Origin of the sequence: Methylomonas paludis, from assembly GCF_018734325.1 — a bacterium.
Classification (GTDB): Bacteria; Pseudomonadota; Gammaproteobacteria; order Methylococcales; family Methylomonadaceae; genus Methylomonas; species Methylomonas paludis.
Genome location: NZ_CP073754.1, coordinates 3,178,511 through 3,202,468, shown reverse-complemented (window position 1 = coordinate 3,202,468; position 23,958 = coordinate 3,178,511). Strand labels below are relative to the sequence as shown.

General features: G+C 46.9%; 31 protein-coding genes and 3 tRNA genes. 18 read left to right on the top strand and 16 right to left on the bottom strand.

Annotated elements, in window-relative coordinates; genetic code table 11:
- Positions 1 to 61: 61 nt before the first annotated feature.
- The 6 genes from rsmB to def (KEF85_RS14555) all read right to left on the bottom strand — a co-directional run bounded on the left by rsmB (position 62) and on the right by def (KEF85_RS14555) (position 5,188).
- A complete protein-coding gene (gene rsmB, locus KEF85_RS14580) occupies positions 62 to 1,357 on the bottom strand; it encodes a 16S rRNA (cytosine(967)-C(5))-methyltransferase RsmB (RefSeq protein WP_215581812.1) in 1,296 nt (431 codons plus the stop codon).
- The gene (gene fmt / locus KEF85_RS14575) at positions 1,354 to 2,280 is read right to left on the bottom strand and encodes a methionyl-tRNA formyltransferase (protein WP_215581810.1); all 927 of its coding nucleotides are present in this window, start codon (positions 2,278 to 2,280) and stop codon (positions 1,354 to 1,356) included. Before fmt ends, rsmB begins: the two co-directional genes overlap by 4 nt.
- A 2-nt stretch (positions 2,281 to 2,282) precedes the next feature.
- Positions 2,283 to 2,789, bottom strand: coding sequence for a peptide deformylase (gene def / locus KEF85_RS14570; RefSeq protein WP_215581808.1), 507 nt, complete (start codon positions 2,787 to 2,789; stop codon positions 2,283 to 2,285).
- Between the two features lie 88 nt (positions 2,790 to 2,877).
- Positions 2,878 to 3,711, bottom strand: coding sequence for a quinoprotein dehydrogenase-associated SoxYZ-like carrier (locus KEF85_RS14565; RefSeq protein WP_215581806.1), 834 nt, complete (start codon positions 3,709 to 3,711; stop codon positions 2,878 to 2,880).
- 25 nt (positions 3,712 to 3,736) lie between these two features.
- The gene (locus tag KEF85_RS14560) at positions 3,737 to 4,651 is read right to left on the bottom strand and encodes a quinoprotein relay system zinc metallohydrolase 2 (protein WP_215581804.1); all 915 of its coding nucleotides are present in this window, start codon (positions 4,649 to 4,651) and stop codon (positions 3,737 to 3,739) included.
- 9 nt (positions 4,652 to 4,660) lie between these two features.
- Complete coding sequence (gene def, locus KEF85_RS14555) at positions 4,661 to 5,188, bottom strand: peptide deformylase (RefSeq protein WP_215581802.1); 528 nt, start codon at positions 5,186 to 5,188, stop codon at positions 4,661 to 4,663.
- Between the two features lie 221 nt (positions 5,189 to 5,409).
- On the opposite strand from def (KEF85_RS14555), the gene KEF85_RS14550 reads away from it, so the two are divergent.
- Positions 5,410 to 5,721 carry an HvfA family oxazolone/thioamide-modified RiPP metallophore gene (locus KEF85_RS14550; RefSeq protein WP_215581800.1) on the top strand — a complete coding sequence of 104 codons (312 nt, stop codon included), beginning with the start codon at positions 5,410 to 5,412 and terminating at the stop codon, positions 5,719 to 5,721.
- A 74-nt stretch (positions 5,722 to 5,795) separates the two neighbouring features.
- Here KEF85_RS14550 and KEF85_RS14545 read toward each other — a convergent pair whose 3' ends face one another.
- The 4 genes from KEF85_RS14545 to KEF85_RS14530 form a co-directional block, all read right to left on the bottom strand.
- Positions 5,796 to 6,119, bottom strand: coding sequence for a HesB/IscA family protein (locus KEF85_RS14545; protein ID WP_215581798.1), 324 nt, complete (start codon positions 6,117 to 6,119; stop codon positions 5,796 to 5,798).
- A 2-nt stretch (positions 6,120 to 6,121) separates the two neighbouring features.
- Positions 6,122 to 7,228 carry a cysteine desulfurase family protein gene (locus KEF85_RS14540; RefSeq protein ID WP_215581795.1) on the bottom strand — a complete coding sequence of 369 codons (1,107 nt, stop codon included), beginning with the start codon at positions 7,226 to 7,228 and terminating at the stop codon, positions 6,122 to 6,124.
- Complete coding sequence (gene iscR / locus KEF85_RS14535) at positions 7,229 to 7,714, bottom strand: Fe-S cluster assembly transcriptional regulator IscR (RefSeq protein WP_215581793.1); 486 nt, start codon at positions 7,712 to 7,714, stop codon at positions 7,229 to 7,231.
- Between the two features lie 225 nt (positions 7,715 to 7,939).
- Positions 7,940 to 8,668 (bottom strand): RNA methyltransferase, encoded by a 729-nt coding sequence (locus KEF85_RS14530; RefSeq protein WP_215581791.1) that lies wholly within the window; start codon positions 8,666 to 8,668, stop codon positions 7,940 to 7,942.
- 94 nt (positions 8,669 to 8,762) lie between these two features.
- Here KEF85_RS14530 and KEF85_RS14525 point away from each other — a divergent pair, with 94 nt between their 5' ends.
- From KEF85_RS14525 to KEF85_RS14515, 3 genes are all read left to right on the top strand, one after another.
- Entirely contained in the window at positions 8,763 to 9,557 is a 795-nt protein-coding gene (locus KEF85_RS14525; protein WP_215581789.1) for an inositol monophosphatase family protein, read from the top strand.
- 82 nt (positions 9,558 to 9,639) lie between these two features.
- Positions 9,640 to 10,551: an NADP-dependent methylenetetrahydromethanopterin/methylenetetrahydrofolate dehydrogenase gene (locus tag KEF85_RS14520; protein WP_215581787.1), complete on the top strand. Its 912-nt coding sequence runs from the start codon at positions 9,640 to 9,642 to the stop codon at positions 10,549 to 10,551.
- 46 nt (positions 10,552 to 10,597) lie between these two features.
- The gene (locus tag KEF85_RS14515) at positions 10,598 to 11,503 is read left to right on the top strand and encodes an NAD(P)-dependent methylenetetrahydromethanopterin dehydrogenase (protein ID WP_215581785.1); all 906 of its coding nucleotides are present in this window, start codon (positions 10,598 to 10,600) and stop codon (positions 11,501 to 11,503) included.
- A gap of 12 nt (positions 11,504 to 11,515) precedes the next feature.
- Here KEF85_RS14515 and KEF85_RS14510 read toward each other — a convergent pair whose 3' ends face one another.
- A complete protein-coding gene (locus KEF85_RS14510) occupies positions 11,516 to 12,175 on the bottom strand; it encodes a response regulator (RefSeq protein WP_246534965.1) in 660 nt (219 codons plus the stop codon).
- Between the two features lie 236 nt (positions 12,176 to 12,411).
- Between KEF85_RS14510 and KEF85_RS14505 the strand changes: the two genes are divergently transcribed.
- The 5 genes from KEF85_RS14505 (at position 12,412) to KEF85_RS14485 (ending at position 14,628) form a co-directional block, all read left to right on the top strand.
- Positions 12,412 to 12,864, top strand: a complete 453-nt coding sequence (locus KEF85_RS14505) for a tetratricopeptide repeat protein (protein ID WP_215581783.1) — start codon at positions 12,412 to 12,414, stop codon at positions 12,862 to 12,864.
- A 5-nt stretch (positions 12,865 to 12,869) separates the two neighbouring features.
- Complete coding sequence (gene gltX / locus KEF85_RS14500) at positions 12,870 to 14,270, top strand: glutamate--tRNA ligase (RefSeq protein ID WP_215581781.1); 1,401 nt, start codon at positions 12,870 to 12,872, stop codon at positions 14,268 to 14,270.
- Between the two features lie 41 nt (positions 14,271 to 14,311).
- Positions 14,312 to 14,387, top strand: a tRNA-Ala gene (locus KEF85_RS14495).
- Positions 14,388 to 14,411: 24 nt separating this feature from the next.
- Positions 14,412 to 14,487: transfer RNA gene (locus KEF85_RS14490), tRNA-Glu, on the top strand.
- Positions 14,488 to 14,552: 65 nt separating this feature from the next.
- Positions 14,553 to 14,628, top strand: a tRNA-Glu gene (locus tag KEF85_RS14485).
- 154 nt (positions 14,629 to 14,782) lie between these two features.
- On the opposite strand, the gene KEF85_RS14480 is transcribed toward KEF85_RS14485, so the two are convergent.
- On the bottom strand, positions 14,783 to 15,583 hold the full coding sequence (locus KEF85_RS14480; RefSeq protein ID WP_215581779.1) for a cytochrome C assembly family protein: 801 nt from the start codon (positions 15,581 to 15,583) through the stop codon (positions 14,783 to 14,785).
- A gap of 137 nt (positions 15,584 to 15,720) precedes the next feature.
- On the opposite strand from KEF85_RS14480, the gene ffh reads away from it, so the two are divergent.
- The 5 genes from ffh (at position 15,721) to rplS (ending at position 19,042) form a co-directional block, all read left to right on the top strand.
- A complete protein-coding gene (gene ffh, locus KEF85_RS14475; RefSeq protein WP_215581776.1) occupies positions 15,721 to 17,076 on the top strand; it encodes a signal recognition particle protein in 1,356 nt (451 codons plus the stop codon).
- An 85-nt stretch (positions 17,077 to 17,161) separates the two neighbouring features.
- Positions 17,162 to 17,413 (top strand): 30S ribosomal protein S16, encoded by a 252-nt coding sequence (gene rpsP, locus KEF85_RS14470; RefSeq protein ID WP_215581774.1) that lies wholly within the window; start codon positions 17,162 to 17,164, stop codon positions 17,411 to 17,413.
- 9 nt (positions 17,414 to 17,422) lie between these two features.
- Entirely contained in the window at positions 17,423 to 17,932 is a 510-nt protein-coding gene (gene rimM / locus KEF85_RS14465) for a ribosome maturation factor RimM (protein WP_215581772.1), read from the top strand.
- Positions 17,933 to 17,940: 8 nt separating this feature from the next.
- Positions 17,941 to 18,690, top strand: a complete 750-nt coding sequence (gene trmD / locus KEF85_RS14460) for a tRNA (guanosine(37)-N1)-methyltransferase TrmD (protein ID WP_215581770.1) — start codon at positions 17,941 to 17,943, stop codon at positions 18,688 to 18,690.
- Positions 18,691 to 18,694: 4 nt separating this feature from the next.
- Positions 18,695 to 19,042, top strand: a complete 348-nt coding sequence (rplS, locus tag KEF85_RS14455) for a 50S ribosomal protein L19 (RefSeq protein WP_215581768.1) — start codon at positions 18,695 to 18,697, stop codon at positions 19,040 to 19,042.
- Here rplS and KEF85_RS14450 read toward each other — a convergent pair.
- A complete protein-coding gene (locus KEF85_RS14450; RefSeq protein WP_215581766.1) occupies positions 19,039 to 19,263 on the bottom strand; it encodes a hypothetical protein in 225 nt (74 codons plus the stop codon). The genes rplS and KEF85_RS14450 overlap by 4 nt on opposite strands.
- On the opposite strand from KEF85_RS14450, the gene xerD reads away from it, so the two are divergent.
- On the top strand, positions 19,262 to 20,146 hold the full coding sequence (xerD, locus tag KEF85_RS14445) for a site-specific tyrosine recombinase XerD (RefSeq protein WP_215581764.1): 885 nt from the start codon (positions 19,262 to 19,264) through the stop codon (positions 20,144 to 20,146). The two genes, KEF85_RS14450 and xerD, sit on opposite strands and share 2 nt — an antisense overlap.
- A gap of 1 nt (position 20,147) precedes the next feature.
- Positions 20,148 to 20,921, top strand: a complete 774-nt coding sequence (lpxA, locus tag KEF85_RS14440; protein ID WP_215581762.1) for an acyl-ACP--UDP-N-acetylglucosamine O-acyltransferase — start codon at positions 20,148 to 20,150, stop codon at positions 20,919 to 20,921.
- A gap of 179 nt (positions 20,922 to 21,100) precedes the next feature.
- Here the strand turns inward: lpxA and KEF85_RS14435 are convergent, their stop codons facing one another.
- From KEF85_RS14435 to KEF85_RS17135, 3 genes are read right to left on the bottom strand one after another with little or no spacing between them, the layout of a single operon-like run.
- A complete protein-coding gene (locus KEF85_RS14435) occupies positions 21,101 to 21,469 on the bottom strand; it encodes a cupredoxin domain-containing protein (protein ID WP_215581760.1) in 369 nt (122 codons plus the stop codon).
- Entirely contained in the window at positions 21,466 to 22,245 is a 780-nt protein-coding gene (locus KEF85_RS14430; protein ID WP_215581758.1) for a metallophosphoesterase family protein, read from the bottom strand. The genes KEF85_RS14435 and KEF85_RS14430 overlap by 4 nt, the downstream gene beginning before the upstream one ends.
- On the bottom strand, positions 22,146 to 22,388 hold the full coding sequence (locus KEF85_RS17135; protein ID WP_215581756.1) for a twin-arginine translocation signal domain-containing protein: 243 nt from the start codon (positions 22,386 to 22,388) through the stop codon (positions 22,146 to 22,148). Before KEF85_RS17135 ends, KEF85_RS14430 begins: the two co-directional genes overlap by 100 nt.
- A 145-nt stretch (positions 22,389 to 22,533) precedes the next feature.
- Here KEF85_RS17135 and KEF85_RS14420 point away from each other — a divergent pair, with 145 nt between their 5' ends.
- Both KEF85_RS14420 and KEF85_RS14415 read left to right on the top strand, forming a co-directional pair.
- Complete coding sequence (locus KEF85_RS14420) at positions 22,534 to 23,106, top strand: sigma-70 family RNA polymerase sigma factor (RefSeq protein ID WP_215581754.1); 573 nt, start codon at positions 22,534 to 22,536, stop codon at positions 23,104 to 23,106.
- A complete protein-coding gene (locus tag KEF85_RS14415; protein ID WP_215581752.1) occupies positions 23,103 to 23,864 on the top strand; it encodes an anti-sigma factor family protein in 762 nt (253 codons plus the stop codon). Before KEF85_RS14420 ends, KEF85_RS14415 begins: the two co-directional genes overlap by 4 nt.
- Positions 23,865 to 23,958 lie beyond the last annotated feature (94 nt).

Below are 23,958 nucleotides of genomic sequence, written 5' to 3'. Positions count from 1 at the left end.
TTTGCTTGGTTTGCAGTGTAGCCTAATCCTGGAATAGCAGCCAAGCCCCTCCCGCTAAATTCTAAGCAGTTTTGCCGAGTCTGGCATAATAAAAACCATCCATTTGCGCGGTACCGGTCAAAATTTGCCGGCCAAAAGGTCGGGCTTCGCCCCATGCTGCGTCAATCGGGATTTCAAAGGCATCTGTATGGTTTTGTAGGAAAGCGGCGATTTGTAGTTCATTTTCCTGTTTCAGCACCGAACAAGTGGCATACAAAAGTATACCGCCTGGTTTCAACAGATCCCAGGCAGCCAGTAAGATTCTAGCTTGCAAGTCTTGTAAGCTGGCTATATCGGATTCACGGCGGAGTAATTTAATATCTGGATGTCGACGTACTACCCCCAAACCTGAACAAGGCGCATCCAGCAGGATGCGTTCGAATTGGCGGCCTGCTGCCCAGTTTTCGGGGTGACAGGCATCACCAGCCAGCATTTCTGCCGATAGGTTCAGCCTGGAAAGTGTCTGATTTACCCGGCTCAGACGTTGCGCATCTATATCCACAGCCAGTACTGATTTTACTCGTGGTTGGCGTTCCAGAATGGCAGCCGTTTTGCCGCCAGGTGCGGCACATAAGTCCAGAACTTGCTGATCAGCTTGGGTGTCCAGTAGTTCGGCAGCCAGTTGTGCAGCTATATCCTGCACTGATACCCGGCCTTCCAAAAATCCGGGCAGCTGTTCAACAGCCAACGGTTGATCCAATACTAAGGCGGTATCACAAAAATCCACAGTTTGTGCGGCAATGCCCTGACTGTTCAGCAAATCCAGATATTCATCACGACTGCCCTGTAAGGTATTCACTCTTAGGGTCAAAGGCGGGGCTTGGTCGTTGGCGATCAGAATTTGCAGATATTGTTCAGGCCAGCATAGTTGCAGGGCATTAACCAGCCAGTCCGGATGGTTCAGGCTGGCTTGACGATCAGTATGGCAAGATTGTTGGAGGTTCTCTGTATCCCTTAAATATTGCCTGAGCACAGCATTCACCAAAGACCTGGCCCAGGGTTTATGCTTGCTTGCCGCCACCGTTTCTGAAACAGCGGCATGCGATTTCACTCGCATGGCTTGCAATTGATAGATGCCAATCAGTAATAATGCCTTGATATCGCTGTCTTTAGCTTTTAATGGTTTGCTGAGCAATTGTGCCAGAATAAAATCCAGCGCAAAATAATGCCGAATCACACCATAGCAAATGGCTTGAACAAAAGCCCTGTCCTTGTTTTCTTTGAGTTTAGGTAGGCTTGTGGCAAGAGCCGCTGTCAATGAATGACCATGACCAATAACCTGAGCCAGAATTTCCGCTGCAATGCCTCTTGAATTCATATGCCCAGCCTGACGCCGTTGGCCGGATGAGCATTCAGAAAATCCTTGCCGGCGATGCGTTTGCCGCCCGGTAACTGTATTTCCAGTAAACGTAATACGCCGGCTCCAGTGCCAACATCCAGAGCCTGGGCTTGGTTGCCGATCTGGCCTGGTGCCAGTGGAACTGCATTCTCAACAATTTCGGCGCGCCAGATGCGTAACACCTCACCATTGAACAGGGTTTGGGCTACTGGCCAGGCATTTAGTCCGCGAATTTTTCTATCCAAAACCTCGGCCGATTCCTGCCAGTCCAGTACAGCTTCGGCTTTATCAAGTTTATGTGCATAAGTGACCTGAGCTTCGTCCTGTACAATTGCAATACTTTTGCCATGGTCGATTTGCTTAATCACCTGCAGTAATCCCTGGGCTCCCATATCTGCCAATTGGTCATGCAAGCTGCTTGAAGTCGAGTCGACAGTGATAGGACAGGTTATTTTCAGCAGCATATCGCCGGCATCCAGTTTTTTCACCAGTTTCATGATAGTTACTCCGGTTTCTTTGTCGCCTGCCATTACAGCTCGGTGAATCGGGGCCGCGCCGCGCCAGCGCGGTAATAAAGAACCATGCACATTAATACAACCATAGCGCGGAATATCCAGTACCTTCTGCGGCAAAATTACTCCGTAAGCAACCACTACCATTAAATCGGCCTGGAATGCAGCCAAGTTGGCTATATCAGTGGTTTGCTTAAAGTTTTCCGGTTGGTAAACCGGGATATTCGCACTCAAAGCCAGGGTCTTCACCGGGCTGGCAGTCAGCTTGCGGCCACGCCCAGCCGGGCGATCCGGCTGGGTGTAAACGGCACACAGTTGATGCTCGGAATCAAGCAGCGCCTGTAAGCTGGGTACGGCAAATTCCGGTGTGCCGGCAAAAACAATTTTCATGACTAATGTCCTTCGGCTTTGTGGATTTTTTCCAGCTTGGCCTTGATGCGGTTACGCTTGAACGTGGACAAATAGTCGACAAACAGTTTGCCTTGCAAATGATCCATTTCATGTTGAATGCAGACGGCCAATAAATCGTCGGCCTCCAGCTCAAACTCCTCACCATTACGGTTTAAGGCTCTGACTCTGATATGTTCAGCTCGGCTGACTGTTTCAAAAAAGCCGGGTACTGACAAACAACCTTCTTCACCCTCTTCAACACCGTCTTGCGCGATAATTTTGGGGTTGATCAGACACAGCGGCTCATTTTTAGATTCACTGACATCCAGCACAATGACGCGCTTATGCACGTTAACCTGAGTTGCCGCCAAGCCTATCCCTTTGGCGACATACATGGTTTCCAGCATATCATCCACCAAGGCCTGAATTTCGCTGTCAACCACACTGACTTCGGCGGCCACTGTCCGTAACCGTTTGTCGGGAAATTCCAGGATGTTTAAAATACTCACCCAACACTCCACTCACTAAAATTTAATTGATAGATTTTAGCTGAAATTACCCTGGGTTTGTTGGTTGGACTGTCGGGAGTGCTTAGTTTTATGGGGTCACCGTATAAGTTTCTGCGTAATTTCGCCCTTTACTACAGGCATCTCGACTCACCGGCGATTCACAGGAAATATCGCTGAATTCAGCCTTCAATATGCCGGTTTTGTCGGGGACGAAATAAAACCGGAAGTTAGGGTCGGCACTAATAGCGATATCGATTTTGGCATTCAGCACCGGTTTTTCGTTAAAACTGACTTTTAACTGATCGACGAAATGTGATTTTTTGACAAAACGCGTCATTTGATCAATTTGCATCCCGGTTAAATTAGGGTGACTGATCATCAATTGTGTCAAAGCTGGTTGCCCGGATTTGATGTCATCATCAACCCGGAATTTCACTTTTCCCAAACGTTGCATAGCGGCGTCCAGATCAGCACCTATCGGTGCAGAACAGCCGCCGCTGGCTTTGACAAATTTTTTGGTCATGCTGAATTTGCCGTCATTGGTTTCGGCAATCGCCCGGATATTGCTGTATGTATTTACTCTGATCCGTAACGCCAGATCGGCTTTACCGCTTTCGGGGAAAAATTCGAACTCGCCGACAAACGGAAACGGATTTTTATCCACTAACAGCCAAATTTTTTTGATGTAACGGTCTTTGGATTGGGCGAACTGGCTATTGACCCTGATCGGCACAATAGCCGGGTCTTCGGCGCGGTAAGGCGCTTCCAAGGTAATGACCGAGTCCGACTCTGCTATGGTTTTGCCAGCAAAAAATTGGGTTTTTAATACATTGTTCCAGGTCTCGTCATCGCCTTCCGCAGTTGCCAGCATCGGTAAAACCAATAACAATAACAAGCAGGTAATTTTGGTTCGTGGGTGCATGATTATCTCTTATTCTTATAGTGGATTAGTCTTCCCATTCCAGTTCGGCATAGGCAATGGTGACATTTTTGCGATGAAATTCATCATATAGCTGCCAGTCACCTTTGGCGTTTAAGCCAGCCTGGTCGACCGCCTGTTCCAGGGTTTTGCCCTGTTTAAGCATATTTCTGATTTCATTCCTCAGGCTGGTTAAATAGGTTTTTTGAGCTTGCATGGCCGCAGGCCAGTTTTGTACCGGTTTCCCGTGCCCTGGAATCACCAGCTGATAATGGTTTTTTTCCAGCTTTTCTAGTTCGGCGATCCAGCCCTTGATGCTGCCGTCTATTACTGGAATATGCTCCAGAAATAATAAATCTGCCAACCATAGGGTATTGGTGGTTTTGTCGTAAATACTCAAATCATTATCGGTATGGGCGCTGGCGTGAGCCGTCAACAATAGCTCTCGATTGCCCAGATTTACGCGCATCTGGTCTTTTACCTGCAGATCCGGCGGAATGATATTGTCCTGATTAACATGAATATCCAGCAGTTCAGCGGCTCTGCCCAAATAATGATTGCCGCGACTGGCCATTGCTCGCGCCAGTTTGTAATGGCCGATGAATTGCACGCCGGGTTGCTTAAAAGCCAGATTGCCATAGATGTGATCGGGATGTACATGGGTATTGATGACATAGCAGATGGGTTTGTCGGTAGCCTGTTTAACGGCATTACGTAAAGCTATGCCTTGTTGCGGACTGCCGCCGCTATCGATAACCGCAACACATTTATCGCCAACAATAAATCCAAGATTGGCTATCTCGCCGTGATTATGTTGATCTGGCCAGTGATGTGCGGATTGATGAAAATAAATCCCGGGTGCAATTTGGCTGACTGGTAAGGCCGAGACAGCCAAGCTGGCTTGGCTTAAGACCAAGCCCCCAATGAATATTAAAAATTTCATGTATTGTTCCTAAGCAGCGATACGTTTGAAAAATTCGCTCTCAGCAATAATGTCACGATTATTTTCGACCCGGTCCAAATACACCATACCCAGTAAATGATCGAACTCGTGTTGAAAAACTCGCGCCGGAAAATCGGCCAGACCAATTTTGCGTACTTCACCCAGCGGGGTTTGATAACTGACCTCAATAGCCTTAAATCGGGGCACAAGTGCCCGAATTCCTGGTACGCTCAAACAACCTTCCCAATCTTTATGGGTAGTGTCATCCACTATGGTAAAGCTGGGATTTATCATGACGATAGGTTCAATCAATGGGGCGTTGGGATAACGCGGGGTAGGCCGCGATGCAATAATCACGATTTGTTGCGATATGCCTAATTGTGGCGCAGCAATGCCTACACCATTGGCCTCTTGCATCTTATTTTGCAAATTGCTCAGTAATAGTTTGAACTCAGCGCAACTGAAATCGTCAATAGGTTTGGCAATTTCGCGTAACACCGCGTCGCCTAATTGGGCTATCTTCAGGTTAGTTGGCATAGGGTTGCAACGGGTTAGGATTTAAAAAAGCGACAGTATACTATGGCTTATTAGAAGTTGCTAATGTTTGCGGTATCTGCCAATATTTGTGGTATAAGGACTTTCATCGCGAAGCGTATCAGCTTTTTAAGCCAGGGCTTAAGCTATTCCCCCAAATCCGCTGAAATGTCGGTTAGCGATATTTGCAATAATTATAATTAATTTTTTAATCAGGAGGCATAATGAAAAAAATGCATAAAACCCCTTTTGCGATAGCTGTGGGCGCAAGCTTGTTACCGTTGGCTGTCAATATTGCTCAAGCCGAGACTAATCCGTTTGCCTTGTCGGATCTGGGTTCAGGTTATATGGTAACAGCAGAAGCTAAAGCCGATGCCGATGCTCACGATAAAATGAAAGACGGCAGCTGTGGTGAAGGTAAATGCGGCGCGGCAATGGCCAAAAAAAGCGCAGCAAGCGACAAAAAAGCCATTGAAGGAAAATGTGCAGTCAGTAAGCCTGCCGCACCTGCTCCAGAGAAACCTGCCGGCAAATAATCGGTTCAATTAATACATTGTTCGGGCTGACATCAGGTTTGATTTAAAATCAGACTGATGTCAGTTGCAGAAGCTTAAACGGAAAAACTCTTTCCGCAACCACAAGCGCCGGTCACATTCGGGTTATTGAATTTAAAGGCTTCGTTAAAGCCTTCTTTGGCGTAGTCAAGCTCAATACCGGCTAATTTATCCAGATCTTCGGCTTTGACCAATACCTTGACGTTATGCTGGTTAAATACAATATCATCGCCAGCAATTTCATTGGCATAATCTAAAACATAAGCATAGCCGGAGCAGCCGGAAGTCTTAACGCCCAGTCTTAGTCCCACACTGCTTGTGTGGTTACTGAGCTGTTTTTGGATTTGCTTGGCAGCACTCTCTGTTACAGTAATACTCATTATTAATCTCCATTTTTATCGATGTTCAGCTGAGACTTCAGCGCTTCGACAAATTCATTAACTTCTTGTTCATTATTATCTTTGCCCAGGCTTACCCTAATCGCTGCCTTGGCTAATTCTGCCGGTACGCCCATTGCTGCCAGTACCGGACTGATCTCCCCGGAGCCGGCTGCGCAGGCCGAACCGCTGGAAACGGCAATATTCAACTTATCCATCTGCATCAATAACATTTCGCCCTGGCTGCCATTAATGCCAAATTGCACTGTATTTGCCAGTCTATGGGCATGCTCAGCAAAAATGACTAAGCCGGGTATGGTTTTTAATTGCTGTTCCAGGCTGAGTCTGAGTGCTGTCAGTTTGGTGATGCGTGCGGTCAATTGATTAGCGGCTATTTCGGCCGCTTTGCCAAAGCCGACTATCGCTGCGACATTTTCAGTGCCGCCCCGAAAGCCGAACTCCTGGCCGCCGCCGTGTTGGACTGCCTGAATTGGCAAGTCCTTGGCAACCACCAGAGCGCCGCAACCTTTAGGGCCGTAGATTTTATGGCTGGATAAACTCATTAAATGAATGCCTAGTTTCTTAAACGATAAAGGCATCTTGGCTAGAGCCTGCACAGCATCGCTATGCACAATCACACCGGCTGCAACAAGTTCGGCCGCTATCTCGGCAATGTCCTGAATCACACCGGTTTCATTGTTTGCCAGCATAATCGAGACAAAGTCACCGGCTTGCAGATTGGCTTGGGTCAGGGCAGATTGTTTGATCAGACCACAGTCATCCACTTCCAGTATACCGATGCGTTGCTGAGCACGCCGGGTATTTTCAACAACCGAAGGGTGCTCTATGCTGGAAATGAATCCTGAATTACCGACATTAGCCAGAGCCAGTAGATTGGCTTCACTGCCGCCGCTGGTAAAAATAATCTGACCGGGCTCACAGTCCACCAAGGCGGCCAGCTGTTCACGAGCCGTGTCTATCGCACTACGGGCTATGCGGCCTAAACGATAAAGACTGGACGGGTTGCCGAACATGCTGTGCAAATACGGCTGCATGGCTTCCACCACCTGTTCGTCAACAGGTGTAGTGGCATTGTGATCAAAATAGATCATTTATGCCAATTTGCGTTCCGGCCGGTGTTGAATTTCAATAACTTGTTCAACATGTTCAGCTTGTCTTTTCGCAACTTCATTGACCATATCTCTTTCCAGAAGTTGGCCCAGGCTGATTTCTTTCAGGTAAGCCCTAATCTGTTCACTCAAGCCCATCCATAAATCATGGGTCAGGCAGGGTTGATCATTATGACAATTGGATTTACCGCCGCATTTGGTTGAGTCCACTGGTTCGTCTACCGCTTCAATTATGTCAGCAATATTGATGTCATGGGCATCACGGCTTAAGGTATAGCCGCCGCCAGGGCCTCTCACGCCTTTTACCATGCCGGCTTTGCGCATTCGCGCAAACAGTTGTTCAAGATAGGATAAAGAAATGGTTTGCCGGGTGGCGATATCGGTTAAGGTGACAGGTCTGGTTTGGCTGTGAAATGCCAAATCCAGCATTGCTGTAACCGCGTAACGCCCTTTAGTTGTAAGCCGCATAGAGATAGCCCCTTTAATAAACCTGAAAGATATAGGGGGAACTATAAATAAACCTAGTAATTTGGTCAAGTATTATTCGGGCTAAACCTTTATTTTGTAACCGGCTTAGCATTAAATAGTTTTTTTTACCTATTTAAGTTCTGATCGCGGTCTGCTTTTTTGAATACAGCGGTATTAGTGTGGATGGCTTAGACAACCCGTTATCTCTGGTGCCGATCGTGTCGCTTATTTAGTATTATGATTTTGGGAAAAGCGCAGTATGCCCCGTAAAATATCCAGTTCCTTTGTATCTAACTGGGTGCGGTTAAAAATCCGTCTTAACCGCCGCATAATTGATTTAGACCGCTCTGGATGCAGAAAGCCTATATCAGCCATGGTTTGCTGTAAATGCAGATAAAATGCTTCCATTTGTTCAGTTGTGGCAATGGGTACTTCGCCTTGATCACCGACATTAGTGGTTTGCTCCTGGCCGGATGCAACAAACAATTCATAACAAACCACCTGTACGGCGGCGGCTAGGTTGAGAGAGCTGTAGGCTTTATTGCAAGGGATGCGCAGCAGATAGTGACATAAATCCAGTTCATGATTCTTCAAGCCGGAGTTTTCGCGACCAAATACCAAGCCGATATTTGGGGAGTTGTGCGGATTGCCGCCCCATTTTTCTGCACATTGTCTGGCTGTTAAGGCCGGCCAGCTTATAGTTCGGTCCCGGGCGCTAGCGCCGAGCACTATCCGGCAATCGGCAATAGCGGCAGGCAGGTCTGGATAAACGCAGGCAGACTTTAATACATCGTCAGCGCCAGAGGCGCGGGCAGTTGCATCGGCGTGCGGGAAAAACTTGGGTGTTACCAAGCGCAGTTCATGCATTTGCATGTTCTTCATGGCTCGGGCAACCGCACCAATATTACCAGGGTGCGAGGTTTCCACCAGGACAACTTTAAAATTTGACAGCAAGGCTATTTAGCTCTATATCTAAAAAGTAACCGATTCTAGCAAAAGATTTGTTATCCTATCGGAGTTTTCTAACTGCTCATTATCAATTCTATCTATGCATCCCATGCTAAACATCGCCGTCCGCGCTGCGCGGAGTGCTGGCGACTTGATCCAACGTTCTTCCCAGAATATCGGGAAAATTACTATCGATCAAAAAGGTCGTAACGATTATGCTTCTGAAGTTGATCGAATGGCTGAACAGGAGATCATTAAACAAATTCGCAGTTCGTTTCCGGATCATGCCATTTTGGCGGAAGAAAGCGGCAGCCATGCCGGTAACGACTATGTTTGGGTCATTGATCCGCTGGATGGTACGACCAATTTTTTGCATGGTTTTCCGCAATATGCTGTTTCGATTGCCTTAAAATATAAGAACCGGCTGGAATTGGGTGTTATTTATGATCCTGGTCGTGATGAATTGTTTACAGCTGAGCGCGGCGGCGGTGCTATGCTGAATAGTCGGCGCATTCGGGTCAGTAAACAGAATAGTATGCGCGGTGCCTTAATAGGCACTGGGTTTCCGTTCAAAACCATGGTCAATTTGGAGCCTTATCTTGCCATGTTTCGGAGCATCTCAGCCGATTCAGCCGGAATACGTCGCGCCGGTGCTGCGGCATTGGATGTGGCCTATGTGGCTTGTGGTCGTTTGGATGCCTATTGGGAAATCGGGGTCAAGGAATGGGATATTGCCGCAGGTGTTTTATTGGTACAGGAAGCTGGTGGGGTTGCCACTGATTTTTCTTTTAATGATAAATATTTACAGTCGGGCAATATTATCGTCGGCAATCCGCGGATGCATCAGCTCATGTATCATGCCATTGAACCGCACGTGCCTGATAACCTGAAGTAAAGGCATGTCGATATTTGAAAATTAGCGCCCCATATCATTTTATTTTATACTAAACGGCTAACCAAAATTACAAGAGGCCAACATGGATAAACCCTTTATTCTTCACATGCTGACTACAGCCAAAAATCTCAGTCCTTTTGATGTCAATATGGCTCTGGATGCAGGTTGGATCTCGGCAGTACCCTATATCAATGTTGAGCCTAGCGAAGTGAGAGGACTGGTACAGGATGCTATATTTTCGCGTAGCCCTAAAGGTTTGCAGCGTACCGCTATTTTTATAGGTGGGCGGGAAACCAAACAAGCGATAGACATGCTGAAAATGGCCAAAAACTCCATGGTGCCGCCTTTTGAAGTTTCGGTCTTTGCTGATCCCAGCGGTGCTTTCACCACGGCTGCCGGTATGGTTGCTGCTGTTGAGAAAGAGTTAAATACAAAATTCAATACCACGCTGACTGGTAAAAACGTATTAGCTTTGGGTGGTACTGGTCCAGTCGGACAAGCTGCCAGTGTTATCGCTGCTCAAGCGGGTGCTAATGTCAGAATTATAGGCCGACAGTTGGATAAGGCTCAGCATATAGCAGATGTATGCAGCCAAGAACTGGGTGATGGCAAAATTACTATTACTGCCGGTTTGGATGCAGATAAAGCCGAATACTTGAAAACGGCCGACATCGTGTTTGCTACCGGTGCCGCCGGTATCGAATTGTTAAGTGCGGAATTAATCGCAGCTGCGCCACAGTTAAAAGTGGCGGCTGATGTCAATGCTGTTCCACCTTCCGGTATAGCCGGTCTGGACGCTTTTGATAACGGCAAGCCACTGGCAGGCTCCAAAAGTGGTGCAGTGGGCATAGGTGCATTGGCTATTGGTAATATTAAATATCAAGCGCAAAGTCGATTGTTGAAAAGAATGTTGGAAAGCGACAAGCCGATTTTTCTACATTTTGAACATGCTTTCGAAGTAGCTCGTGAATTTATTAATTCAACGAATAAATAGTCTTTTTAAACCTCAGGGAGTACCTGCGGCCGAGGGTAAGGTGAAAATGTCTAAACGTAGCATATTGCATATGTTCGACCCCATGCCGAACAATAGCCCGTTTGATGTCAATATGGCGCTTGATGCCGATTTTGATGTGTTGATGCCCTATTCCAATGTCAAATTGGAAAGTATTCATAATCTGACCCAGGATGCAATTTTTTCCCGGAGTCCGGCAGGTATTAAAAGAACGGCTATTTTTATAGGTGGTAGGGATATCGGCATGGCTGTTGATATGCTGGAAGCCTGCAAATCTGCTATGGTGCCGCCGTTTCATGTATCGGTATTTGCCGACCCCAGCGGGGCTTACACCACGGCAGCTGCGCTGGTTGCCTGTGTCGAAAAAGCGCTCAAAACTCAGCACGGCAAAGAGTTGGCCGGTAGTCGGGCTCTGGTGTTCGGCGGTACCGGTCCGGTAGGGCTGGCTACCGGTGTGATTGCCTCACTGCAAGGTGCGGATACGGTATTGGTTGACCACTTGTCTCTGGATGGTGCCAACGATGCTGCCAAGCAGTATAACCGGCGTTTTGGTTCTACGCTGAGCGGAGCTTTGGCTAGAAATGACGCTGAGAAAGCAGCTTTAATTGCTGAGGCCGATATCATTTTTTGTACAGCCAAGGCCGGTATTAGAGTTGTCAATGCTGCTGTGTTGTCACAGGCAGCTCAGCTTAAGGTTGCCGGCGATGTCAATGCAGTACCCCCGGCGGGTATAGAGGGGGTAGGCTTGAAAGACTTTGCCGTTCCTTTGCTGCATGCAGTTCAGGCGCCAGGTGCCGTCGGTGTAGGTCCGTTGGCCGTCGGTAATGTTAAATACCAGCTTCAGCAGGCTATGCTGCAGGCCCTGTTAAAGGCTGAAAGCCCGGTTTACCTGGATTTTCGCGAGGCATTTAATCAGGCCCGCACTCTGGTCTAATTCATCGTTAACTCAAACAGTATCAAGATAGTTGAATTTTACTGCCAGTCGGGTTAACTCCACATCGTTTTTGATCTGCAGTTTTTCGTAGATCCGATACCGATAAGTATTGACCGTTTTGGCATTCAACTGCAAAATTTGGGAAATTTCCTGAATAGTGCTGCCTTGCAAAGTCAGATTGGTGACTTGTGATTCACGTTGGGAAAGTGCATCAAACGGTGTTATGGATGTCGGCGCTCTGCCGACATCCCGATATTCGATTTCCGATTCTGGAAACAGGTAAAAGTTGCCGGACATCACCGTTCTGATCGCTTTTACCATTTCATCAGCAGCACAAGTTTTAGAAATAAAACCGGTCACGCCAAGTTTGAGCAATTGTTTGGTTAGGGTTGGACTGGTTTGTACCGACAAGCCGATGACTTTGATTTCCGGTAAGGTTTTCAGTAAGCGTCGGCAGGCTTCTATGCCGCCCATGCCCGGCATATTGATATCCATCAGAATCACATCTGGGGTCTGCTGGTTGATGATTTCCAAAGCCTCTTCACCGCAACCACAGGCAGCAATTACCCTTATATCGTTTTCGGCATTCAATAATGCTTCAATTCCGCTGCGCACCAAGATGTGATCATCAACCAGTATCACTTTTATCATGTTGGTATAACTGTCAGGCATGTTTCTGTGAATGTTCAGAATTTGCCAAAAGTTTCCCAGATTTTTAGGTTAAGGACAATCATAATTAAAAAATTTAGCTAAATCAGTGCGATTGTGTCGGCAATAATGGCAGAAATGCCTGGGAATTAATTAATCGGCATGCAGATTCTGGCAATGCAGCGAATCCAAAGTTCACCTATTTAGCTGGGCATGAAATAATGCACAGCTATTTTGATTACCTCGGTGGAGAAAGTATTATGCGCAAAATATTATGGTTAATTTTTTTGCTGTTGCACGTAGTGGGGGTGTTCGCCCAGGGTGCCGATAATATTAAACAAGCAGCCGAACAGGGCGATGCGTTGTCTCAGGCCAAGTTGGCCTCTTTATATATTCTGGGTAGAGATGGCCTGGAAAAAGATGAAAAATCCGCGGCTATCTGGATGGAAAAAGCTGCCAATCAAGGCTTGGTTGATGCCCAAGTAGTGATGGCTGCCATGTATGATCGGGGCTTGGGTGTGGTCAGCGACAGAGACAAAGCAACTCACTGGTATGAAAAAGCCGCCGCCAAGGGCCATGCTACCTCGCTGGCGATTCTGGGCAAGAATGAAGTGCCCCAGGGCTCGGTACAGTTTAATTATCAAGCCATGCGCCTGAGTGCCGCCAAAACCATACCTAGTGAATATGCCAAGAAATTTTTAACAACCAAATAATTATAATGAGTATCAGAACCCGTTTTGCCCCAAGTCCTACCGGTTATTTGCATGTTGGTGGTGCCAGAACTGCCTTGTTTTCCTGGCTGTATGCCCGTAAACACGGTGGCCGCTTTATTCTAAGAATAGAGGATACTGATCTTGAGCGCTCCAGTCAGGAGTCGGTAAACGCCATCCTTGAGGGCATGACCTGGTTAGGGCTGGAATATGACGAAGGCCCGTTTTATCAAACCCAGCGCTTTGATCGCTATAAGGAAGTCATAGAACAATTGCTGGCGCAGGGTGATGCCTATTACTGCTATTGCAGTCGCGAGGAGTTGGATTCCTTGCGGGAACAGCAAATGGCCAACAAGGAAAAGCCGCGTTATAACGGCAAATGCCGGCATGGGGTCAGTGGCGAAGGTGAGAGGGTGGTGAGATTCAAAAACCCGGAGCATGGTCAGGTGATAATCGACGACCTGGTAAAAGGCCGTATCATTGTCGCCAACCAGGAGTTGGATGATCTTATTATCGCTCGTACCGATGGCACTCCCACCTATAACCTGACTGTGGTGGTGGATGATATGGATATGGGGGTCACTCATGTGATTCGCGGTGATGATCATGTCAACAACACGCCGCGCCAGATCAATATCCTCAATGCCTTAGGTGCGCAATTACCTGTCTATGCCCATGTGCCGATGATTTTGGGTGCGGATGGGGCGCGGTTGTCCAAGCGCCATGGTGCGGTCAGCGTTATGCAATATCGTAACGACGGCTTTCTCCCGGAAGCCTTATTAAACTATCTGGTTCGCTTGGGTTGGTCGCATGGTGACCAGGAATTGTTTAGTCTGGATGAAATGATCCAGTTATTTGAATTGGAAAAAGTCAATGTCTCGGCTTCCACCTTCAACACCGAAAAACTACTCTGGCTGAATCATCAGTATTTGATGAATAGTGATCCCGCGCATGTTGGTCATCATCTCAGTTGGCATTTGGGTGAGCTGGGTATTGATCCCGCAACTGGTCCAGTCGTGGCCGAAGTTGTCAAAATTCAGCGTGAGCGTTGTAAAACGCTGGTGGAAATGGCCGCGCAAAGTGTGTATTTTTATCAGGACTTTCAGGGCTACGATGAGGCTGCCGTGAAAAAGAATTTCAAGGCCGGCAGTGCTGAAGTTCTGCAGCATTTATGGCAACAGTTTGAGGCGCTGACAGACTGGGAAGCTGAAGTTTTACATCAGGTTGTGCTGGACAGTGCGGAACAATTGCAATTGGGTTTGGGTAAAATTGCCCAGCCCTTGCGGGTAGCCATCTCGGGTGGCGGCGTTTCGCCGGCCATTGATAAAACCTTGGCTTTACTGGGTAGGGATAAGACATTGTCCAGGATTAATCGGGCTATAGCTTTCATTAAGGAGAATAATTTCTAGACAAGCTTAGAAAAGTCTGTATAATGTACGGACTTAACCAAGGGGCCATAGCTCAGCTGGGAGAGCGCTTGCATGGCATGCAAGAGGTCAGCGGTTCGATCCCGCTTGGCTCCACCAATTCGGTTAATTGTTAAGGTCTTAGTCCCCATCGTCTAGCGGCCTAGGACACCGCCCTTTCACGGCGGTAACGGGGGTTCGAACCCCCCTGGGGACGCCAAGAACTTAGTTCTGGTTATAAATTCACTGCTTCAAAATTAGCGCGGCTTACTGCGCATAGTCTTAGTCCCCATCGTCTAGTGGCCTAGGACACCGCCCTTTCACGGCGGTAACGGGGGTTCGAACCCCCCTGGGGACGCCAATATTTCATCCAGTTAATACCGTTAACCTTGCTTAAGGCAGTTTAGGGTTAGGGTTTTTTGTGTCTCGTTTAATTCCGGTTGGCGGAATTTATTTGAGCAAATATCCTTGGTTTCGTGTCAGTTTTGGTCTGCTTGCCGGAATGTGGCGACGGTTTAAACTTTTTTCAGGATTAGTTCCAACACCAGTTTGCTGCCGAAATAGGCTAGCAGCAATAATAAAAATCCAGTTAATGTCCAGCGAATGGCGGTGCTGCCGCGCCAGCCGTAACGCAGTCTGCCGATCAGCAGGCCAGAAAAAATTATCCAGGCGAAGATGGATAGCACTGTTTTATGCACCAGGTGTTGGGCAAACAAATCGTCGATGAACATAAATCCGCTGGTCAGTGAGAGTGTTAAAAACAGCAGGCCGGCGGCTATAGTCTGAAATAAAAGGGTTTCCATGGCCTGTAATGGCGGCAAAGCCAGCATCAGGCGGCGCGGATGATGGCTTCTCAATTGTTTGTTTTGAATCGCTAGTAAAATTGCTTGCAGGGCGGCAATATTCAGCAGGCTGAAGGCAATAATGGAAGTCAGGATATGGGTGTTCATTTGCCAGTTATGGGCTGACAGTGGATGGATTTTTTCTGGAAAAATCATATCCAATCCCAAAAGTATGGCGGCCAGCGGAAAAATGGCAATGCCCAGTTTTTCCAGTGGTTTATCCAGTATGGCAAACAGTAAAATCAGTACAATAAATAAAACTACCAGGGCGGCGGCATTAAAAAAACTGAAATTAAAATCGTGGTGCTGCTGAAAAATCAGAATTAGATATAGGCTATGCAAGGCTGCTCCCAGCCAGGCTAGAAAGATAGGCGCACGTTGCTGGCTCAAGCCTTGAAAAAGTTCCTTGGCCAGTAGCACAGCAGCGCATACGTAGCTTAATAATGAGATTATGCCGACAATAGTGGTATACATAGCGGTCGTTTATGGATAAACAAAATGCGAAATGAATGGCTTATGTTAAACTAAGCGCCCAATTTGATCTAACCAGTTTGTTTTAACCGTTGCCGGTTAGCCATAGTCAGCCCGAATTATAGAAAAATAAAAAAGATATGTTCGATAATTTAACCGACCGCCTGAGCGGTACCTTAAAAAAACTCAAAGGCCAGGGCCGTTTGACCGAGGCCAACATCAGCGAAGCCTTGCGCGAAGTCAGAATGGCTTTGCTGGAAGCGGACGTGGCTTTGCCGGTTGTGACCGACTTTATCGATCAGGTTAGCCAGCGTGCTTTGGGTCAGGAAGTGCAAACCAGTTTGACTCCCGGTCAGGCCTTGATCAAAATCGTTCAGTCCGAGTTGGTCAAGATTATGGGTTCGGCCAATGAAGAGCTGAATCTGCGTACTCAGCCGCCTGCAATTATTCTGATGGCCGGCTTGCAAGGGGCGGGTAAAACCACCACCGTAGCAAAATTAGGCCGACATCTCAAAGAAAAGAAAAAGAAAAAAGTGGGTGTGGTCAGTGTTGACGTATATCGTCCTGCGGCTATCAAGCAGTTGCAAACTCTGGCTGAAGATGTTGGGCTGAAGTTTTTTGACAGCGACATTTCTGAAAAGCCGGTAGATATTGTCAATCGGGTCATTGATGCCGCCAAACGCCAGTTTCTGGATGTGGTGATCGTCGATACTGCCGGTCGTTTACATGTTGATGATGAAATGATGGCGGAAATAAAAGCCCTGCATCAGGCTATCAATCCGATAGAAACCCTGTTCGTAGTGGACAGCATGACCGGCCAGGATGCTGCCAATACTGCCAAGGCTTTTCATGATGCATTGCCATTAACGGGCGTAGTGCTGACCAAGGCAGATGGCGATGCCCGGGGCGGAGCGGCTTTGTCGATTAGACATATTACCGGTAAGCCCATTAAATTTATCGGTGTTGGCGAAAAAACCGATGCGCTGGAGCCGTTTCATCCGGATCGGCTGGCTTCGCGGATTTTGGGTATGGGCGATGTGCTGTCGCTGATTGAAGATATTGAGCAAAAAGTTGATAGAACTAAAGCCGAACAACTGGCTAAAAAAATCCAAAAAGGTAAGAGCTTCAATCTGGAGGATTTAAAAGAGCAGTTGTTGCAAATGCAAAACATGGGTGGTATTGGCGCCATGATCGACAAAATGCCGGGTATGGGTGCTATGTCGAAAGGTATTAAAGAAAAAGTTAATGACAACGATCTGGCTCGGCAGATTGCAGTGATCAATTCCATGACTAAGCAGGAAAGACGTTTTCCGGATCTGATCAAAGGCAGTCGCAAGGAGCGGATAGCAAAAGGTTGTGGGCAGGATGTCCAGGCGGTAAACCGGGTGTTGAAGCAGCATCAGATGATGGAAAAAATGATGAAAAAATTTAGTAAAGGCAATCTGGCTAACATGATGCGCGGCTTACAAAGCAATATGCGCGGCATGAGATTGTAAAAAATATAATTAGCACTTCACTTATGCGGAAAATCGCGTAAAATAGGAAAATTAAACTCCGATTTGTGTTTCAAAGGTATTCATAATGGTAAGCATTCGTTTGTCCAGAGGCGGCTCTAAAAATCGCCCTTTTTATCACGTAGTTGTTACTGACAGCAGAAACAGCCGCGATGGTCGTTACATTGAGCGTGTTGGTTTCTTCAATCCATTGGCGCGTGGTGCCGAGCAAAGACTGGTACTGGATAGCGAACGCGTTCAGTATTGGAAGTCTAATGGCGCTCAACCAACTGATCGCGTCGCCAAATTGATTAAAGACGCTGTCAAAGCAGCAGCTTAAGTCGCCGTTTTGCCTAATCAGGACTTTCTGAACGCTGGTCAAATTTCCGGCGTTTTCGGCGTAAAAGGATGGGTAAAAATATATTCATTTACCGAGCCGCGCGAGAATATCCTCAGTTATACACCTTGGGTATTGCAAAAAAATCAGCAAACCAGGGAAGTTAAAGTGCTTGCCGGGCAACGCCACGGTAATACTGTGGTCGCCGAGTTGGAAGGTGTTTCCGATCGCGATGCGGCTTTTGCCTTGCTGGGTTCAGATATTCTGATTCGCCGGGCACAATTGCCGGCAGCCAGGGCGGGTGAATACTATTGGACAGATCTTGTGGGTCTGGCGGTGGAAACCGCTGTTGGTATAAAACTGGGTAAAGTCGATCATTTGCTGGAAACCGGTGCCAATGACGTGTTGGTAGTTAAAGACGGTGAAATTGAACGCTTGATACCCTTTTTGCAGCCGCAGACAGTATTAAGTATAGATTTGGCAGCCGAACTAATGATTGTGGACTGGGATCCGGATTTCTGAATATAGTAATGCGTTTTGATGTTGTCAGTCTGTTTCCGGAAATGGTTTGTAGCGCAGCCAGTTACGGGGTAACCGGCAGAGCTATAGAGCAGGGCATTGTGGCGCTGAATCTCTGGAATCCGCGTGATTATACTCAGGATAAACATCGTACTGTCGATGATCGTCCTTATGGCGGCGGCCCGGGTATGGTAATGAAGTTTCAACCTTTGCTTGATGCGGTAAATGCGGCAAAACAGCAACAGGCTGGTGGCCTGAGTAAAGTAGTTTATCTGAGTCCACAAGGTAAGCCCATTACCCAGCAATTGATGCAGGAAGCCAGCCAACACCGGCAGTTAATTCTGGTGGCAGGACGCTACGAAGGTATAGACGAACGCTTTATCGGCCAGATATGCGATGAAGAATGGTCGTTGGGAGATTATGTCATCAGCGGCGGTGAATTGGCGGCCCTGATTGTTATTGATGCAGTAAGCCGTTTGCTGCCTGGTGTGCTGGGTGATGAAGACTCAGCCAAACAGGATTCCCATGTCAACGGATTGCTGGATTGTCCGCACTATACGCGGCCTGAGCAAAGTGATCTGGGTGATGTGCCCGATGTTTTATTAAGCGGCAATCACGCCGAGATTAAACGTTGGAGAATGAAACAGTCCTTGGGCAGAACCTGGTTGAAACGGCCGGACTTGCTGGAAAAACAGGAATTAAGTGCAGAGCAGCAAGCTTTGCTGAATGAATTTAGAACTGAAGTTGATACATTAGGGTAGGGTAATGAGTAACATAATTAATGAATTAGAAAATGCACAGTTAAAAACAGATGTGCCTGAATTTAACCCAGGCGATACCGTTGTTGTGCAGGTAAGAGTAGTGGAAGGCACCCGGGAAAGATTACAGGCGTTTGAAGGTGTAGTCATTGCCAAACGTAATCGCGGCTTGAATTCAGCTTTTACCGTCAGAAAAATTTCACATGGTGTCGGCGTAGAGCGGGTTTTCCAAACTCACAGCCCGGCGGTTGGCGGTATCGAAGTTAAACGCCGTGGTGATGTGCGCCGCGCCAAACTGTATTATCTGCGTGATCTGACAGGTAAAGCTGCCCGTATCAAAGAAAAACTGTCTTAAGCAACAACTGCAAACATGGCTGGGGCTGTAACCGGCACCATTTTGCTACCCTGATGCAAATCAAATCCAGTGTCGGTGTTGCCGATACTGCCCGATTGATGGACGGGATGGCTAACAGCCATTGTGCATAGCAGTATTTGCTGAGTTAAAGTTTTTATCACGCCAAAAGGCAGCCTTGAGCTGCCTTTTTTTGTATCTGCAAACTGGGTAATTAAAGTCATGAAGTCAACTCAGAGCATAGAGGCCTTTCTGAATGCATTGTGGCTGGAACATGGTTTAAGTAATAACACTCTGGCAGCATACGGCACTGACCTTAAACAATTCGATGACTGGCTAAAACTCAAAACGCTGGCGGAAGTTGTTACTGAGGATATTTCGGCCTATCTGCACTACCGGCAAACTCAGGGTAGTGCCAATCGCTCGGCAGCGCGTGGGCTGTCCAGTTTGCGGCGTTTTTACGGCTATTTGCTTCGGGAAAAACAAATACAGGTCAACCCCACCAGTCTTATTGACGCACCGCGCCTGGGCCGATCTTTGCCGGCCTCCTTATCCGAAGCGGATGTCGAGGCCTTATTACAAGCCCCCAACACCATAGTACCATTGGGATTTAGAGACAGAACCATGTTGGAACTGCTCTATGCCACCGGTTTGCGGGTATCTGAATTGGTCGAATTAACTTTTCAGCAACTGCACATGCGCCAGGGCTGTGTAAGGATTATCGGCAAAGGCGACAAAGAACGACTGGTACCGTTTGGCGAAGAGGCTATGGACTGGCTGGAGCATTATATTAATAGTGTCAGACCGCAAATTTTGGGTAAACGCCAAAGCGATTATCTGTTTATTACTCAGCGCGGCACGAATATGACAAGACAGGCGTTTTGGCATATCATCAAAAATCAGGCCAAGCAGGCCGGTATAGATAAACATTTATCGCCGCATACCTTGCGTCATGCGTTTGCCACCCATTTGCTGAATCATGGCGCCGACTTGCGCGTGGTGCAAATGCTGCTGGGTCATGCGGATTTATCGACTACTCAGATTTATACCCATATCGCTCAGCAACGCCTGAAACAAATTCATACCCAACATCATCCCAGAGGATAACATGCCAATAACCATACATCCCACTGCCTATGTCGAAGCTAATGCCGTATTAGGCGATGGTGTCAGCGTTGGGCCGTTTGCCGTAATCGAAGCCGGTGCAGTGATCGGTGCCGGCAGCCAAATTGGTGCTCATGCCGTAGTTCATGGCCGGGTTCGCATGGGAGAAGCTAATATTCTCCATCCTCACGCTGTGCTGGGTGGCTTGCCGCAAGATACCGGTTTCAATCCGGAAACTGTCAGTTGGCTGGAAATTGGCGACGGTAATGTTTTCAGGGAAGGTTTTACCGCACATCGTGCTACCGTGGTGGATGGTAGTACCCGTATTGGCTCTAATTGCTATTTCATGAACAACAGCCATGTCGCTCACGATTGCAGTGTCGGTAACAAAACTATTTTCGCCAACAATGTCGCCATCGGCGGCTTTGTTCAAGTCGGTAACAATGTCTTTATGGGGGGAGCTGTGGTGGTACATCAGTTTTGCCGTATCGGTTCTTACGCCATTGTTCAGGGTACTACCGGCATTAATATGGATGTGTTGCCCTATATGCTGATCGGCGGACGACCTGCCCGTCATTACCGTTTAAATCTGGTGGGCTTAAGACGCGCCGGCATCAGTGGTGACAAACTCAAAGTATTGTCGGCGGCATTCAGATTATTAAAAAAGAAACAGCCCTTGGATCAATTAAGCCCCACTGAAGAACTATTGTTCCTGCAAAATTGGCTGGCTGCTGAATCAAAGCGGGGCTTGCATGGCTTTGTGGATTTGGCGGATTAATAGTGAGCTGATAGGTTGAAAGTGGCCACTTGAAGTGGATTTCCAGGGCTTTGATAACTCGGGCATTGGAAATTCAAGTGGCTGAATGAATCAGACTGGCTGCATAAAGTGGTTGTCAAGGCTAGTGCTATTCCACCTCAAAGAAGGTAAAAATTAAATTCTGATTAGATTTGTAATATTTAGGTTTCTACAATAATTTCCCCTGCCATTTGTTCATGGCCCGAACCGCAAAAAATGTCGCAGTAGAACACAAATCTGCCATTTTTGGTTGGCGTTATCTTGATGGTTTTCTTCTCTCCAGGGATGGCATCGACACGCACGCCGAGATCAGGAATGGAAAATCCATGCTGGGTATCAGTTGCTTGGATTTCCAGCAAAACAGTTTGGCCTTTTTTGATAGTAATTTGATTGGGGCTATACACAAATCGACTTGCTGTAATAACGATAACGGGAATATCCGCTTCGGCTGCATTATTTGTGTCGGCGTGGGTATCTGCCACTAGTGTAGCCAACGCCAGTAAGTAGATAATCATTAATTTATGGTTCATATCAATTCTCCTGCGCTGATAGCTATCTCGTCAATTGAGTAGGTTTTCTGTTTTGAATAAGACTCAATATTTCTATAGCCTAAACCAGCATAAGGTTGGTCTACTTTCCAGGGAATTGGTGCACGCTTAGGCGCCAAGCCAGGTGCAGGTAAAGGAAATATCAACGATTTTGCGCCGTAATGGATGATATGTTCAGTGGTATGAATATGTTCCTGATGGATATGTCCATAAAAAATTGCCACATTAGTGAAAGGCAGCAATAAATCCAGTGCCGACTGACCATCTCGGGTATTCCAGTCCCATTGTGGGTACAAATCAAAAAGTGGACGATGAGTTAACACAACGATAGGTGCATCGGTATGTTGTTGAGCAAGATCGGCTTTTAGCCAATCTAATTGGGCTGGTCCTAGTAGCGCTTTCGGATCGGAGACATTATCCAGTGCGATGAAATGAATGCCTTTGTGGTCGAAGCTATAATGTAAATCGCCGAAAAACTCTTGATAGGCGGCACCTTTATCCAGGGATGCGTCATGTTCGCCCGGTAAAAATTTGATATTTTTGACGTGCAGATTACTTATAATTTTTCGAAACGCCTGCATTCGTAGCCGTCTTTCTTGCGGATCGTCGGTAGTGTGGGTTAAATCGCCGGTGAAAACAATAAAATCCGGCTGATGCTTTAAACGATTAATACTTTCAATTGCTTTGAGTAAGGTCTGATCGGCATTGGGATTGATGAGCGGGCCATTGAATCCAATGGGTATCGGAAAGTTGGACAAAGAAGAAGTCCTGATATCCGGGGGGGGGAGAGCTTGCCATGTTGTGCTTTGGCGATGGCATCAAATCCCAGGCCGGAAGCAAAAACCACCCCACCGATACCAGCCAGTTTTATAAAATCTCTTCGATTTATCTTGTCTCGCATAACAAAAGCTCCAGATTGTTGTAAAGTTAACTGAATTCATTACTTCTCTACCGTTTAGGTTGCCAATTTATTCCCGACGTTTACAAATAAATGCGTTATTGGGAATAAATAAACACTTAAGCAAGTCAATATCAGGTATGGAACTTTGGCGGGTGGCTCCTTGATTAAGCAAAACAAGATAAAAAGATTCAATCAAATTGCTATTCCACACCTGGATGCGGCCTACAATTTGGCAAAATGGTTAACCCGAAATCATCAGGACGCCGAAGATATCGTTCAAGAGAGTTATATGAAGGCGTTTCGACATTTTGATGGATTTAGAGGTGCGGACGCTAAAGCATGGCTTTTGGCGATAGTCAGAAATACTTGCTACACCTGGCTAAAGTCCAAGAACAATCTGCAAATGGAAGAGTTTGATGAAGAGAGTGGTCATGGTGAGCTGTTAAATCAATTGTCTGAGTCAGTTGTTAACAATTCGACGCCTGAACAAATCATGTTTCAAACTGTGGATCGGGATTTGATCAACCAAGCCATGCAGGAACTGTCCATTGAATTCAGAGAGGTGTTGGTATTAAGAGAGCAGGAGGGGTTTTCTTATCATGAGATCGCCGGAATTGCAGGAATACCTGTCGGTACTGTTATGTCTAGATTGGCCCGTGCTCGTGGTTTGATGCGCAGCTTACTTGCTCCGCATTTTAGAGGGGAGGTATCGCAATGAATTGCAAAATAGTGGCTTCTTTAATTTCGGCTTATCTGGATAATGAATTAGATTTGCAGCGGATTCTGGATGTGGAAGCACATTTGGAAATTTGCAAGCACTGCCAAAATGAAGTATTGCAGCTGACAAATCTGAGCAATAGCATCCGTCAAAGCATGAATTACCATCGGGTGCCCGATAGCCTTAGCCTTGCTCTGCAAAAAATTGACGGAAATACTGAAAAACCCAAAAGTCGATTTATCAACCTGTGGCCCTCACAGAGCTTACTGAAGCCATTGGCAGCATTTTCAATCGTATTGTTATCGGTTAGCCTGGGGTATCAATTACAACCTGCATCAAGGTTTGATCTTTTGGTTGATGAAATTGTTTCCGACCATATTCGCTCTTTGATGGCGGCGCATTTAACCGATGTGGCATCTTCCGATCAACATACTGTGAAGCCCTGGTTTAACGGCAAACTGGATTTTTCTCCGCTGGTGATAGATCTGAGCGAACAGGGATACCCGCTGGTTGGCGGTCGTTTGGATTATTTGGCAGCCAGACCAGTCACCGCTTTAGTGTATCGGCGCAGACAGCATTTGATCAATGTTTTCATCTGGCCTGAAAACCAAAATGGCTTACAGCAGGAGTACGCCACTACTCGTAACGGATTTAATGTACTCGCCTTCAATTTCCAGAATATGAATTATTGGTTGGTTTCCGATCTGAATAAAAATGAATTGATGGAACTCAGAAATAAGCTGAGCTTTACCAAGTAGCTTGCTGGATGGTTCTCGTCTCCGTGCCTTAACAGGCGTCTTTACAATGTTCTGGACGGCCGGTGCTTGCTATGAAAGTACTTGGCATCAGTCC